At 71.2% G+C, this 11,990-nt stretch carries 10 protein-coding genes and 2 pseudogenes; 6 read left to right on the top strand and 6 right to left on the bottom strand.

The window, feature by feature from the left end:
• Both ABZY57_RS29765 and ABZY57_RS29770 read right to left on the bottom strand, forming a co-directional pair.
• Window positions 1-336: pseudogene (locus tag ABZY57_RS29765) on the bottom strand (hypothetical protein); the annotation flags it as partial.
• Window positions 337-566: 230 nt separating this feature from the next.
• Entirely contained in the window at window positions 567-1,310 is a 744-nt protein-coding gene (locus tag ABZY57_RS29770) for a DUF402 domain-containing protein (protein WP_356517169.1), read from the bottom strand.
• A 156-nt stretch (window positions 1,311-1,466) separates the two neighbouring features.
• Here ABZY57_RS29770 and ABZY57_RS29775 point away from each other — a divergent pair.
• A pseudogene (locus tag ABZY57_RS29775) lies at window positions 1,467-1,995 on the top strand (helix-turn-helix domain-containing protein).
• Window positions 1,996-2,142: 147 nt separating this feature from the next.
• Here ABZY57_RS29775 and ABZY57_RS29780 read toward each other — a convergent pair.
• Window positions 2,143-3,558, bottom strand: coding sequence for a class II fumarate hydratase (locus tag ABZY57_RS29780; RefSeq protein WP_356517171.1), 1,416 nt, complete (start codon window positions 3,556-3,558; stop codon window positions 2,143-2,145).
• A 107-nt stretch (window positions 3,559-3,665) separates the two neighbouring features.
• Here ABZY57_RS29780 and ABZY57_RS29785 point away from each other — a divergent pair, with 107 nt between their 5' ends.
• Window positions 3,666-5,213: a ricin-type beta-trefoil lectin domain protein gene (locus tag ABZY57_RS29785; protein WP_356517173.1), complete on the top strand. Its 1,548-nt coding sequence runs from the start codon at window positions 3,666-3,668 to the stop codon at window positions 5,211-5,213.
• Between the two features lie 88 nt (window positions 5,214-5,301).
• Here the strand turns inward: ABZY57_RS29785 and ABZY57_RS29790 are convergent, their stop codons facing one another.
• Both ABZY57_RS29790 and ABZY57_RS29795 read right to left on the bottom strand, forming a co-directional pair.
• Window positions 5,302-6,072, bottom strand: a complete 771-nt coding sequence (locus tag ABZY57_RS29790; protein WP_356517175.1) for a glycerophosphodiester phosphodiesterase — start codon at window positions 6,070-6,072, stop codon at window positions 5,302-5,304.
• 205 nt (window positions 6,073-6,277) lie between these two features.
• Window positions 6,278-7,942 (bottom strand): fumarate hydratase, encoded by a 1,665-nt coding sequence (locus ABZY57_RS29795; RefSeq protein ID WP_356517177.1) that lies wholly within the window; start codon window positions 7,940-7,942, stop codon window positions 6,278-6,280.
• Between the two features lie 150 nt (window positions 7,943-8,092).
• Here ABZY57_RS29795 and ABZY57_RS29800 point away from each other — a divergent pair, with 150 nt between their 5' ends.
• The 3 genes from ABZY57_RS29800 to ABZY57_RS29810 all read left to right on the top strand — a co-directional run bounded on the left by ABZY57_RS29800 (window position 8,093) and on the right by ABZY57_RS29810 (window position 9,977).
• Window positions 8,093-8,791 carry a DUF1707 domain-containing protein gene (locus ABZY57_RS29800; protein WP_356517179.1) on the top strand — a complete coding sequence of 233 codons (699 nt, stop codon included), beginning with the start codon at window positions 8,093-8,095 and terminating at the stop codon, window positions 8,789-8,791.
• A 68-nt stretch (window positions 8,792-8,859) separates the two neighbouring features.
• Window positions 8,860-9,456, top strand: coding sequence for a TIGR03086 family metal-binding protein (locus ABZY57_RS29805; protein ID WP_356517181.1), 597 nt, complete (start codon window positions 8,860-8,862; stop codon window positions 9,454-9,456).
• A 218-nt stretch (window positions 9,457-9,674) separates the two neighbouring features.
• Window positions 9,675-9,977 carry a WhiB family transcriptional regulator gene (locus tag ABZY57_RS29810; RefSeq protein WP_254382915.1) on the top strand — a complete coding sequence of 101 codons (303 nt, stop codon included), beginning with the start codon at window positions 9,675-9,677 and terminating at the stop codon, window positions 9,975-9,977.
• Window positions 9,978-10,113: 136 nt separating this feature from the next.
• On the opposite strand, the gene glpX is transcribed toward ABZY57_RS29810, so the two are convergent.
• Entirely contained in the window at window positions 10,114-11,145 is a 1,032-nt protein-coding gene (gene glpX, locus ABZY57_RS29815) for a class II fructose-bisphosphatase (protein ID WP_356517183.1), read from the bottom strand.
• A gap of 211 nt (window positions 11,146-11,356) precedes the next feature.
• Here glpX and ABZY57_RS29820 point away from each other — a divergent pair, with 211 nt between their 5' ends.
• On the top strand, window positions 11,357-11,875 hold the full coding sequence (locus ABZY57_RS29820; protein ID WP_356517185.1) for a DUF4245 domain-containing protein: 519 nt from the start codon (window positions 11,357-11,359) through the stop codon (window positions 11,873-11,875).
• Window positions 11,876-11,990: the final 115 nt, after the last annotated feature.

An 11,990-nucleotide genomic window follows, 5' to 3' on the forward strand; every position in this document is an offset into this window, starting at 1 on the left:
CGCGCGGGCCGCCTCGCCGTCACGGGTGCGCGCGCCGGCGACCTCGGAGGCCGCGGCCTCGTCACGGCCGGCCCGGACCCGGGCCGCGCCCTGGCCGGGTCCGGCAGCGCCGTCGCCGGGCTTCCCGGCCCCGTCGGAGGCGGACGGAGCCTCCGCCGTGGCGCGGGGGTGGGGCAGGTCCGCCGCCTGGGGCTGCGCATGCGTGCGCACGGCCTCGGCCGCCGGGAGCGGGGCCTTGCCGTGGCCCAGTTCCTCCGTGCCGTGGCCGGGCTCGTCCGTCCGACCGCCGGAGGCAACCGGCTGGGGGCCCTCCTGAGAGGTGGGGTACTCCGTCACGCGTGGCATTCCGTCCGTTTGCGCTCGATGTGCGCTGCACTCAACTCGGTCAGTCGCGGTATACCCGCTCAGCGGCGGGGACACCATCACCCCGCGTTTCCGCGTCCCGCTCGTTACCTCTCGTTATCGCGTCGGCCTAGGTCAAATGCTGTTCTGCTGGCGACATTTGACCGCCGACGCTCCGGCGGAGGACGATCCTACGATTGCCCCCCGGGGGCGCATCAAGGGTCTCATGACGTCATATGCGCCGGAGTGCGGTCCCAGTCCTCCGGCAGCGCCGGTACGCCCCAGGCCGGGTCCGGTCGCCAATCCTGCCAGCCTTCGGAGAACGGCGGACCCCAGGACCGGATCACCTCCACCGCCGCGAGTCCGGCCGCGCGCACGCGCCCGGCCTGTCCGGGGTCCATCAGGCCGGACCGCTGGGCCTGTGCGAACTCGTCCTCGTCCAGCCACTTCCAGCTGCGGTCCGGATAGACGGCGATGTCGAGGAAGTGGTCCACGGAGTCCACCCCGCCGGCCCACCGCGACCTGGGCTCCTCCAGATTCACGTACCAGTTCTTGAGCCGCCAGCCGGGCCCCCAGAACAGCCATACCGACCACGGCTCCCCGGGCCGCGCCAGCTTCAGCACGCCCGCTCCGAACCAGCGCGACCGTACGGTGGTTCGCGCCGCGGTGTACCGGGTCGCGAGCGGCTCCTCGTGGACCGGGGTCCCGTCGGCGAGCACCGGCTTGACGCACTCGGTCCCGGGGGCCATCCACACCGCGAGCAGCTCGTCGGTGTCGGTCACCACGGTCACGGGCCGGCAGATGTGGACGGCACCCTTCGCGTCGGGCGCGTGGTCGCGGTAGCGCCACAGGATCTGCTCCCCGGGCGCCCAGCGGACGCCCTCGGCGGCGCCCCGCGCCGCACTCCGTGCCGCGCCCGGTGCCGAGCTCCGCGCGCTGCCGCCCCCGCGGCCTCCGGTACCTGTCATCCGGACTCCTTCGTGAATACCCCCAGCCTTTGGGCGGGGGAGGAAGTGAACCCCTGCGAAGCGGGGCAACAGGCTGAGCTCCGCCCGTTGGGCGGTTCGCAGTGCTGTGACCCGCGTGGTTTGTTCCTCACCTGATGATCTACAAGTTTGTGAGCCATGACCACTGTTCACGTGAAGCGGGCGTTCACGTACCGCTTCCATCCGACGGATGCGCACGCGGCGGAGCTGTTGCGCACCTTCGGGTGTGTGCGGAAGGTCTACAACCCGGCGCTTGCCGCGCGTACGGAGGCGTGGACGCGGCAGGAGCGGGTTCCGTGACGGGCGTCTGATCCTGGCCAACATGTCCGAACCGCTCGACATCGTCTGGTCGCGGACCCTGCCGGACGGTGTAGCACCGTCCACGGTGACCGTCTCCCAGGACGCGGCCGGGCGCTGGTTCGTCTCCCTGTTGTGTGACGACCCCGGCATCAAGCCGCTTCCCGCCACCGATGAGGCAGTGGGGATCGACGCGGGCCTGGATCATCTGGTGACCCTCTCCACTGGAGAGAAGGACGTGAACGCGGCGGAGAACCTTCTGGCGGCCGGGCTGGCCGTGACAGTCTGTGGAGCCGGTGTAGGACCTCAACGGAGTTCTCCGGGCGGGCAGTCGGCGACGAAGCAGAAGGCCCCACGGCGCGAGCCGTAGGACTCCCCTCCCTTTCAGGAAGGGGAGTATGTCAAGGGCAGATCTTAGGGCGGCGGTCCGGAGGATCGCGGCGCTGCAGGTCACCGAGGTGCCCGGGGGCGGGAAACGACCGGATACGGACCCCGGGACGGGGCGGGCGCGCCGGGGTCAGGGGTGGGTCATCCTCAGCACGTCCAGGGCTTCGTCGAGCTGCTCCAGGGTGAGGTCGCCGCGGTCCACGTAGCCCGACTCCAGGACGACCTCCCGGATCGTCTTGCGCTCCGCGAGGGACTTCTTGGCGACCTTGGCGGCCTCCTCGTAGCCGATGTACCGGTTCAGCGGGGTCACCACGGAGGGCGAGGACTCGGCGTACTCCCTGGCCCGGGCCGTGTTGGCGGTGATTCCGTCCACGGTGCGGTCGGCCAGCAGGCGGCTCACGGAGCCCAGCAGCCGGATGGACTCCAGGAGGTTGCGGGCCATCACGGGGAGCATCACGTTGAGCTCGAAGTTGCCCGCGGCGCCCGCCACGGCGACCGCCGCGTCGTTCCCCATCACCTGGGCGGCGACCATCAGGGCGGCCTCCGGGACGACCGGATTGACCTTCCCGGGCATGATCGAGGACCCCGGCTGGAGATCCGGGAGATTGATTTCGGCCAATCCGGTGCGCGGGCCCGAGGCCATCCAGCGCAGGTCGTTGCAGATTTTGGTGAGCGACACGGCGACCGTACGGAGCATTCCGGAGGTCTCGACGAGCGCGTCCCGGGCCCCCTGGGCCTCGAAGTGGTCCCGGGCCTCGGTCAGCGGCAGCCCCGTCGCCGCGGCGACCTCGGTGATCACGGCCGCCGAGAACCCGGGCGGGGTGTTGATCCCGGTGCCCACGGCCGTTCCGCCCAGGGGCAGTTCGGCCAGTCGCGGCAGCGCGGCGCGCAGCCGCTCGACGCCGTAGCGCAGCTGGACCGCGTACCCGCCGAACTCCTGGCCCAGGGTGACAGGGGTGGCGTCCATCAGGTGCGTCCGGCCGGCCTTGACCACCTGGGAGAACTCGGCGGACTTGCGCTCCAGCGCGCCGGCCAGGTGCTCCAGGGCGGGGATGAGCTCGCCGGTGACGGCGGCGGTGGCGGCGATGTGGATCGAGGACGGGAAGACGTCGTTGGAGCTCTGCGAGGCGTTGACGTGGTCGTTGGGGTGGACGGCGCGGCCGAGCCGCTCGGTGGCCAGGGTGGCGATCACCTCGTTGGCGTTCATGTTGGACGAGGTGCCGGAACCCGTCTGGAACACGTCGACGGGGAAGTGGGCGTCCCAGCGGCCCTCGGCCACCTCGGTGGCCGCCGAGACGATCGCGGCGGCGATGTCCTCGTCGACCACGCCCAGCCGGGCGTTGACGGTGGCCGCCGCGGCCTTGATCCGGGCCAGCGCCTCGATGTGGGCGCGCTCCAGGCGCTGTCCGGAGATGGGGAAGTTCTCGACGGCGCGCTGGGTCTGAGCTCGCCATTTGGCGTGCGCGGGTACGCGTACGTCGCCCATGGAGTCGTGCTCGACGCGGAACGCGTCGGGGCTCTCGCCTGTCTGCTGATGATCGGTCATCTGTGGTGCCTCCTCAAAAAGTTGAGCAATTGTCTTGTTCGGACTGTTCCCAACTCGCCTACCGGCCAGTAAATACCGGGGGTAACACCGAGATCGGGGAGGCGTTCATGGCACGTGCCCGTACACAATCAAGGATCAGGCTCAGATCTACCTTCGCCGCCGTCGCGGCGGCGGCGGCCGCCCTCGGGGGCGTCACCGCCATCACCCCCATGGCCCACGCGGCGACCACCGCGGGCTCCGCCGCGGCGGCCGCGGCCACACCCCTCACGCCCGAACTGGAGGCCATCAGGGCCGCCGAGGCCGTCAAGATCTACGGCGACTCCGCGATCCGTCCGCTCGCGGACCGCAAGACCGGTCTGATCTCGCTCGGCGACAGCGAGATCTCGGGCGAGGGCGTCGGAAACTACGACCCCGCGACCAACACCCCGTCCAACCAGTGCCACCGCTCGCCCGACGCGGCGATCCACCGCACCGGCATCGCGGCCGACTACACCTTCAACGCGGCCTGCTCCGGTGGCTACACGGGCAACATCAAGATCGGCGGCAGCAAGCAGTACGCCGACGAGCTGGTGCAGAGCGACAGCCTGGCCATCAAGGCCCGCAACACCAGGATCAAGATGGTGGTGCTGGTCGCCGGGGCCAACGACGACCTGCAGTTCGGCCCGGTCATGACCGACTGCGTCACCCGCTGGGTGCTCAGCCAGGGCACCTGCGAACCGAAGTACGGTCCGGGCTGGCAGGCACGCGTCGACGGGCTGAAGCCCAAGGTGCAGTCGACGATCGGCGACCTGAAGTCTGTCATGCGCGACGCCGGGTACGCGGACACCGACTACAAGCTGGTCGTGATGGGCTACCCCAGCCCGATCGGTCCCGACTTCTACGACAACCCCGACTTCCCCGGCAAGCTCCCCGGAGGCTGCGCCGGCTACGACTCCGACGCCGCCTGGGGCCGCAACTACGCGGTGCCCACCTTCGAGAAGGGCATGCGCGCGGCCGCCCTCGCCGGGGGCGCGACCTACCTCGACAACTCGCGGCTCTTCCAGGGCCACGAGGTCTGCATGGAGGACAGCTGGGCCCGCGGCCTCTACCTCGACCTCGGGGACCACTTCCCGTGGGACGAGAACACCGCCCGCCAGTCGTTCCACCCCAACTACCGCGGCCACGGCGCCTTCGCGTCCTGTCTGACCCAGCTCTACGCCTCCGGCCTGCGCGAGGCCTCCTGCGCCGACCCCGCGAGCACCGGCACCCCCGTCCTGCAGGCCGGGGCCTGGGACGACCTGTACAAGCCGCTGAAGAACGAGGCGACGGGCAACTGCCTCGACTCCAACGGCGGCGCCAGCGCCAACAACACCAAGGTCCTCGGATGGGACTGCCACGGCGGCCGCAACCAGGGCTGGTGGTACGACTCCGCGAAGAAGTCCCTCCACGTCGAGCTCACCCACGACCGCTGCCTGGACGCGCCCGGCGCCCAATACGGCGGCGGCACCGCACTGATCATCTGGAACTGCCACGGCGGTGCCAACCAGCAGTTCGTCCGCGACGGAGCCACCTTCCGGCCCGCCGCCGCCCCGGGCATGTGCCTGACGGTGGCCGCGGCACACGAACCGCTGCGCCTGCAGACCTGCAACGGCTCGGCCGGCCAGCGCTTCGTGTAACACCCCCGTCAGACCAGTACCCCCGTCAGACCTGTACCCCCGTCAGTTCCGACCCCCCACGCCCGGCCGGCGCACCCCGGCCGGGTGCTCACATGTCGAGCAGCAGTTTCCGTACGTCCCGGGGCCGGTTGGTGATGAGCGTGTCCACGCCCAGGCGCACGCACAGTTCCACGTCCTCGGGCTCGTCCACGGTCCACACGCGCACCTGGAGCCCCTTGGCCTTCAGCCGTCCCACCAGCCCCGGATCCCGGCGGACCAGCTCGATGCCCGGACCCGCGTGGGTGGCGTACGGGGGACGGACCGGCCGGACCCTGCGCTCGATCAGGTACACGGCCGGCAGCCCCGGCGCGAGGCGGTGCATCCGGGTCAGCGCCGTCCGGGAGAAGCTCATCACCTCAACCCGCCCGGCTCCGCCGTCGGCGAGCCCGTACTCCCCGAGCAGCCGCACGAGCTCGGCCTCCAGCCGGCCGCCCGCGCGGGTGGGGTGCTTGGTCTCGACGGCCAGCCCGACGGGGTACGGCGCGGCCAGCGCCTCCTTGACCAGGTCCTCGAAGAGCAGCACCCGGGACCCGGCGTGCCCGGACCCCTTCCACGCCCCGAAGTCGAGGGCGCGCAGCTCCTCGTACGTCATCTCGGAGACGACCCCGCGCCCGTCGGAGGTCCGCTCGACCCGCCGGTCGTGCACGCAGACCAGCCGGTGGTCGGCGGTGAGCCGCACATCGCATTCGAGCGCGTCCGCCCCGTCGGCGATGGCCTGCCGGTAGGCGGCCATGGTGTGCTCGGGGTGCTCGTGGGAGGCCCCGCGATGGGCGATGACCCGCGTGGCGCGGGCCGGGGGGAGGGGGGTCGGTGCAGCCATACGGAAATCCTTGCAAAGCGGGGTGAACGCGCTGGTGCGGGGTCGTGTCCCCGACGTTAACCGGATGCGGTGGCCCTACCGGGCAGGGCAGGGGACCGGCCGCGTCGGCCCGGGCCGGAGCGCGGGCCGGAGCGCGGGCCGGTGCCGGGGGCGGGGTATGCCAGAGGGCCCCTCCGCCTGGGGGAGGGGCCCTCGATGGCGTTCTTTACAGGCCCGGGCCGCGGACCGGGATGTGGGTGAAGGTGGGTTCCGGGGCCGGGTTCTGGAAGAAGTCGTTGCCCTTGTCGTCGACCACGATGAAGGCCGGGAAGTCCTCGACCTCGATCTTCCAGACGGCTTCCATGCCGAGCTCCTCGTACTCCAGGACCTCGACCTTCTTGATGCAGTCCTGGGCCAGGCGCGCCGCGGGGCCGCCGATGGAGCCGAGGTAGAAGCCGCCGTGCTTGCCGCACGCGTCGGTGACCTGCTGGGAGCGGTTGCCCTTGGCCAGCATGACCTTGGAGCCGCCCGCCGCCTGGAACTGCTCGACGTAGGAGTCCATGCGGCCGGCCGTGGTCGGGCCGAAGGAGCCGGAGGCGTAGCCCTCCGGGGTCTTCGCGGGGCCCGCGTAGTAGACCGGGTGGTCCTTCAGGTACTGCGGCATCTCCGCGCCGGAGTCGAGGAGTTCCTTGATCTTGGCGTGCGCGATGTCGCGGGCCACGACCAGCGGGCCGGTCAGGGAGAGGCGGGTCTTGACCGGGTGCTGGGTGAGGGTGGCGAGGATGGTGTCCATCGGCTGGTTCAGGTCGATGGAGACCACGTCCGCGGAGTCGTTCAGGTGCGCGTCCGTCGTCTCCGGGAGGAAGCGTGCCGGGTCGCGTTCCAGCTGCTCCAGGAAGACGCCCTCGGCGGTGATCTTCGCGGTGGCCTGGCGGTCCGCGGAGCAGGAGACGGCGATCGCGATCGGGAGGGACGCGCCGTGGCGGGGGAGGCGGACGACGCGGACGTCGTGGCAGAAGTACTTTCCGCCGAACTGCGCGCCGATGCCGATCTTCTGGGTCAGCTCGAAGACCTGCTGCTCCAGGGCCTCGTCGCGGAAGCCGTGACCCAGGGGGGAGCCCTCGGTGGGGAGCTCGTCCAGGTAGTGGGCGGAGGCGTACTTCGCCGTCTTGAGCGCGTGCTCCGCCGAGGTGCCGCCGACCACGATCGCCAGGTGGTACGGCGGGCAGGCCGCCGTACCGAGCGAGCGGATCTTCTCTTCCAGGAACTTCATCATGGAGGCCTCGTTGAGGACCGCCTTGGTCTCCTGGTAGAGGAAGGACTTGTTGGCGGAGCCGCCGCCCTTGGCCATGAAGAGGAACTTGTACGCGCCGCTGTCGGTCGCGTACAGCTCGATCTGCGCGGGCAGGTTCGAGCCGGTGTTCTTCTCCTCCCACATGGTGACCGGGGCCATCTGCGAGTAGCGCAGGTTCAGCCGGGTGTACGCGTCGAAGATGCCGCGGGACAGGGCCGCCTCGTCGCCGCCCTCGGTGAGGACGTTCTGGCCGCGCTTGCCCATCACGATGGCCGTGCCCGTGTCCTGGCACATCGGCAGGACGCCGGCCGCGGCGATGTTCGCGTTCTTGAGGAGGTCGAGGGCGACGAACTTGTCGTTCGCGCTGGCCTCGGGGTCGTCGATGATCCGGCGCAGCTGCGCGAGGTGCGCGGGGCGCAGGAAGTGCTGGATGTCGTGGATCGCCTCTTCGGCGAGCTTGCGCAGCGCCTCCGGCTCGACCTTGAGGAACGTACGGCCGTCGGCCTCGAAGGTCGAGACGCCTTCGGAGGTCACCAGCCGGTACGGGGTGGAGTCCTCGCCCAGGGGCAGCAGGTCGGTGTACGCAAACTCTGGCATGACGGCAGTCATTCCCTCACTCGGCAGACGGCGCTGACGACCGTTTGGCAGCGCGGTATCCAGCGTAGGACCTCTTCCGGTGGCTTTTGTTGTGAGGTAAGGCTCACTGGCCAGTATCGCGATCTATCGTGTCTCGCTATGCTGGGTCGCGTGGACCTGGAAAAGCAGCCCTCATCCGCGCCGGCCCCGATGCCGGCCCCCGCGCCCGCCCCCGGGCTGCGCGCCTCCGACGCGGACCGGGACCGGATCGCGCAGATCCTCGCCGACGCCGTCGCCGAGGGCCGGCTGAGCACCGAGGAGCACTCGGAGCGGCTCGACTCGCTGTACGCGCTGAAGACGGTCGGCGAGCTGGAGGTGCTCGTACGGGACCTGCCCGCGCCCGGCGCCGGCACCCGGCCGGGGGTGGCGTCCTACGCCGATGGCGCCCCGGTGGGAGCCCCGGCGGGCGCCCCGGTCGAGACGGTCGTGGCCGTGTGCAGCAGTTCCTCCCGCAAGGGGCGCTGGCGGCCGGGCGCGCACACCCGCGCGGTCTCCGTCATGGGCGACATCAGCATCGACCTGACCCAGGCGGTCTTCGAGCAGCAGGTCACCGAGATCAACGTGACCAGCATCCTCGGCAACGTCGAGATCCTGGTTCCGGAGAACGTCACCCTGCGCGGCTACGGCAGCGGCGTCCTCGGCAACGTCGAGGTGCACGGCGAGGGGCGCGGCGAGACCGACCCGCACGCCCCGGTCGTGATCGTCCGCGGCTTCGCGCTGCTGGGCAACATCGAGGCCCGCCCCAGGCCCGGCGCCCGCCTGGTGGACCTGGCGAGCAGGCTCCGCAAGGGCCGGGAGGGCGCCCGGTAGCCCGACACGCGGGCAACTGGCTTTGGAATAAAGCTCTTTGGCCGGGGCCTCTTTGTAGGGTCGGCCCCATGACATCCACGTGGGATCTGCTCGACCAGGCGCACGAAGCGCTGCGCTCCGTCGCCGCCGCCCTACCGGCCGATGCCCTGAGCGCGCCGACGCCGTGCGACCAGTGGAATGTCGGCCAAGTGCTCCAGCACGCGGCCGGCGACCAGCTCGCCTACGCGGGCCGCCTCACCGGCGGGCAGGGACCGGCCGAGGACCCCTTCGCACCCACCGGCACCCTGGCCGGCAGCCCCACGGAGCTGCTGGAGCCCGCCCTCGACGCCGCCGCGGAGGCCTTCGCGGAGGTCGCGCCGGGCGCCACCGAAGTGGCCGTCCCGCTGCCCCCGTTCACCCTCGACGCCGAGACCGCGGTCGCCGCGGCCGCCCTCGACGCGGCCGTCCACGCCTGGGACCTCGCGGTCGCCACCGGCCAGGCCTCCCCGCTGACCCCCGCCCTCGCGGCGGCCCTGACCCCGGCCGCCCGGGTGCTCGCCGAGCCGCTGCGCGGGTTCGCGTACGCCCCGGCGCTCGCCTCCGCGCCCGATCCGGACGCCGATCCGGCCGGTGCGCTGCTCGCCTTCCTGGGCCGTCGCCCCGACTGGAAGCCGTCCGTCGCGTGACGTCCGGATGACGGGTGCCGGGCCGGACGGGAGCACCTTTCGGTCGAAGCGGCCGGATCGGCGGCACACGGTGCATAGGGGCGCGCACAGCGGGTAGGGACAGGTGCGTCGCCTCTTCCTCGCGTATACGTCGTCAGGAGTAGACCGTGCCGCATCCGCCGCGCCAGTCCCTGCAGGTAGCCGCCGTCCAGAGTCTTCAGGGGCGCCCGGCGGCGGTCGTGCCGAAGCCGCGGGTGCCGGCCAGGGAAGAGGACGGCCCATGGCACGCGGACGCGGTGTGCCGGCGCGACGAGGCCGGGCTCTTCTTCGCCCCCTCCAAGGAGCCGACCGCCGCCCGGCTGTCCCGTGAGGACGCCGCCAAGCGGGTCTGTGCCCGCTGCCCCGTCATGGTCGCCTGCCGGGAGCACGCGCTGATACAGCCCGAGCCCTACGGAGTCTGGGGCGGGCTGACGGCCGCCGAGCGCCGGGTGGTGCTGGCCCGCCGGCGGCGCCGGGCGGGGGAGCTGCGCGAAGCCTCGTAGGCGGCGCGGAGCTCCGTGGCGCGCGGTCCGGCAGCGGACGAGCGACGACCGGACCTACGGCAGGCGGACGTACGACAAGGGGCGCCCCCGCCGCACGCGGGAGCGCCCCTCGTCGTGATGCCGCGCCGCCGGTGGCCTACTTGGCGCGGTCGAAGTCGATCGCGCTGTACGCGCGGAGCTTCGAGAGGCGGTGGGTCGAGTCGATCTGCCGGATCGTGCCCGACTTGGAGCGCATGACCAGCGAGGAGGTCGTCGCGGTCTCCGAGCGGTAGTGGACGCCGCGCAGCAGCTCGCCGTCCGTGATGCCGGTGGCGACGAAGAACACGTTGTCGCCGGAGACCAGGTCGTCCGTGAACAGGACGCGGTCCAGGTCGTGGCCCGCGTCGATCGCCTTCTGGCGCTCGGCCTCGTCCTTGGGCCACAGCTTGCCCTGGATGGTGCCGCCCATGCACTTGATCGCGCAGGCCGAGATGATGCCCTCGGGGGTGCCGCCGATGCCGAGCAGCAGGTCGATGCCGCTGTCCTCCGTGACGGCCAGCACCGAGCCGGCGACGTCTCCGTCGGAGATGAACTTGATGCGCGCGCCGGTCTCGCGGATCTCCTTGACGATGCCCTCGTGGCGGGGGCGGTCGAGGATGATCACCGTGACGTCCTCCACGGCCATGTTCTTGGCCTTGGCGACGCGGCGGATGTTGACGGAGACCGGGGCGTTGATGTCGACGAAGTCGGCGGCCTCGGGACCAGTGACCAGCTTCTCCATGTAGAACACCGCGGACGGGTCGAACATGGTGCCGCGGTCGGCGGCGGCCAGAACGGCGATGGCGTTCGGCATGCCCTTGGCGTTCAGGGTGGTGCCGTCGATGGGGTCCACGGCGATGTCGACCTCGGCGCCGGTGCCGTCGCCGACCTGCTCGCCGTTGAAGAGCATCGGGGCTTCGTCCTTCTCGCCCTCGCCGATGACGACGACGCCGTTCATCGAGACGGTGGAGATCAGGGTCCGCATCGCGTTGACGGCAGCGCCGTCGGCGCCGAGCTTGTCACCACGCCCGACCCAGCGGCCCGCGGCCATGGCAGCGGCCTCGGTGACCCGTACGAGTTCCAGGGCGAGGTTGCGGTCGGGTGCCTCCGGAGAGACTTCGAGCTGGGGCGGCAGGTTGTGCTCGGTCATCGGAGCGCACCTTTCTGTACGGCGACGGCCGGGAGTGAGGGTCCCTCGACTCTATCGGTACGTCGACATATTGAGCAGACCGGGTCACGTATGAGCGCCATATCGGTCAGCCGGTTGTCCTGAGCGGACATCTTGCGCTGCCCGTGGCGCGCCTTTCCGACCCCGGCGGTGATCGCTCCGGGCCATGCGGGACGATGGTGTCGTGGCAGGTATGAAGGGCAAGCAGACGGTCGTGGACATGGTCCGGTCGCTGGCGGTGATCGGGCTCGTGGTCGGGGGGATCTATTTGGTCATCCCACATGACGAGAAGGCCGACCCGACGAAGGTGGTCGACTACCGCGTCGAAAGCCTCACGGCCCGGCGCGCGGCGCCGTACCCCGTGGCGGTGCCCGTCGGGCTGCCGCCGGAGTGGCGGGCGACCTCGGTGGGGTACGCGCGCAAGGATGCCAGTGCCTGGCACCTGGGCTTCCTGGATCCGACGCAGCAGTACGTGGCGGTGGAGCAGTCCGCGGACGCCACGGACAGGTACATCGGGAAGGTCACCCGCAAGGCGACGGCCACCGGGGAGACCCAGCGGGTCGGGGACCAGGTCTGGGAGCGCTGGGACGGCGAGAAGTACGACGCCCTCGTGCGCAAGGACCAGGGTTACGTCACGGTGGTGACCGGGACGGCCTCCTTCGAGCAGCTCGGGGCGATGGCCGCGGCGCTGGAGTTCAAGCAGGGCTCGTAGGACGCGGCGAGACGCAGTAGGACGCGTGCGTCGCGGCGGGACGGGAAAAGGCCGCGCTCCCCGGAATCCGGGGAGCGCGGCCGTTTGGTTGACTGCCTGCGGGGGTGGGCTCAGT

It is taken from the genome of Streptomyces sp. NPDC006450 (assembly GCF_040612195.1).
Lineage (GTDB): Bacteria > Actinomycetota > Actinomycetes > Streptomycetales > Streptomycetaceae > Streptomyces.

Excerpts from the sequence above, each read along its gene's own strand:
- glpX (WP_356517183.1), bottom strand. The coding sequence starts at position 11,145 with ATGACCGAGCACAACCTGCCGCCCCAGCTCGAAGTCTCTCCGGAGGCA.
- ABZY57_RS29805 (WP_356517181.1), top strand. The coding sequence starts at position 8,860 with ATGACATCCACGTGGGATCTGCTCGACCAGGCGCACGAAGCGCTGCGC.
- ABZY57_RS29785 (WP_356517173.1), top strand. The coding sequence starts at position 3,666 with ATGGCACGTGCCCGTACACAATCAAGGATCAGGCTCAGATCTACCTTC.
- ABZY57_RS29795 (WP_356517177.1), bottom strand. The coding sequence starts at position 7,942 with ATGCCAGAGTTTGCGTACACCGACCTGCTGCCCCTGGGCGAGGACTCC.
- ABZY57_RS29790 (WP_356517175.1), bottom strand. The coding sequence starts at position 6,072 with ATGGCTGCACCGACCCCCCTCCCCCCGGCCCGCGCCACGCGGGTCATC.
- ABZY57_RS29770 (WP_356517169.1), bottom strand. The coding sequence starts at position 1,310 with ATGACAGGTACCGGAGGCCGCGGGGGCGGCAGCGCGCGGAGCTCGGCA.
- ABZY57_RS29780 (WP_356517171.1), bottom strand. The coding sequence starts at position 3,558 with ATGACCGATCATCAGCAGACAGGCGAGAGCCCCGACGCGTTCCGCGTC.
- ABZY57_RS29820 (WP_356517185.1), top strand. The coding sequence starts at position 11,357 with ATGAAGGGCAAGCAGACGGTCGTGGACATGGTCCGGTCGCTGGCGGTG.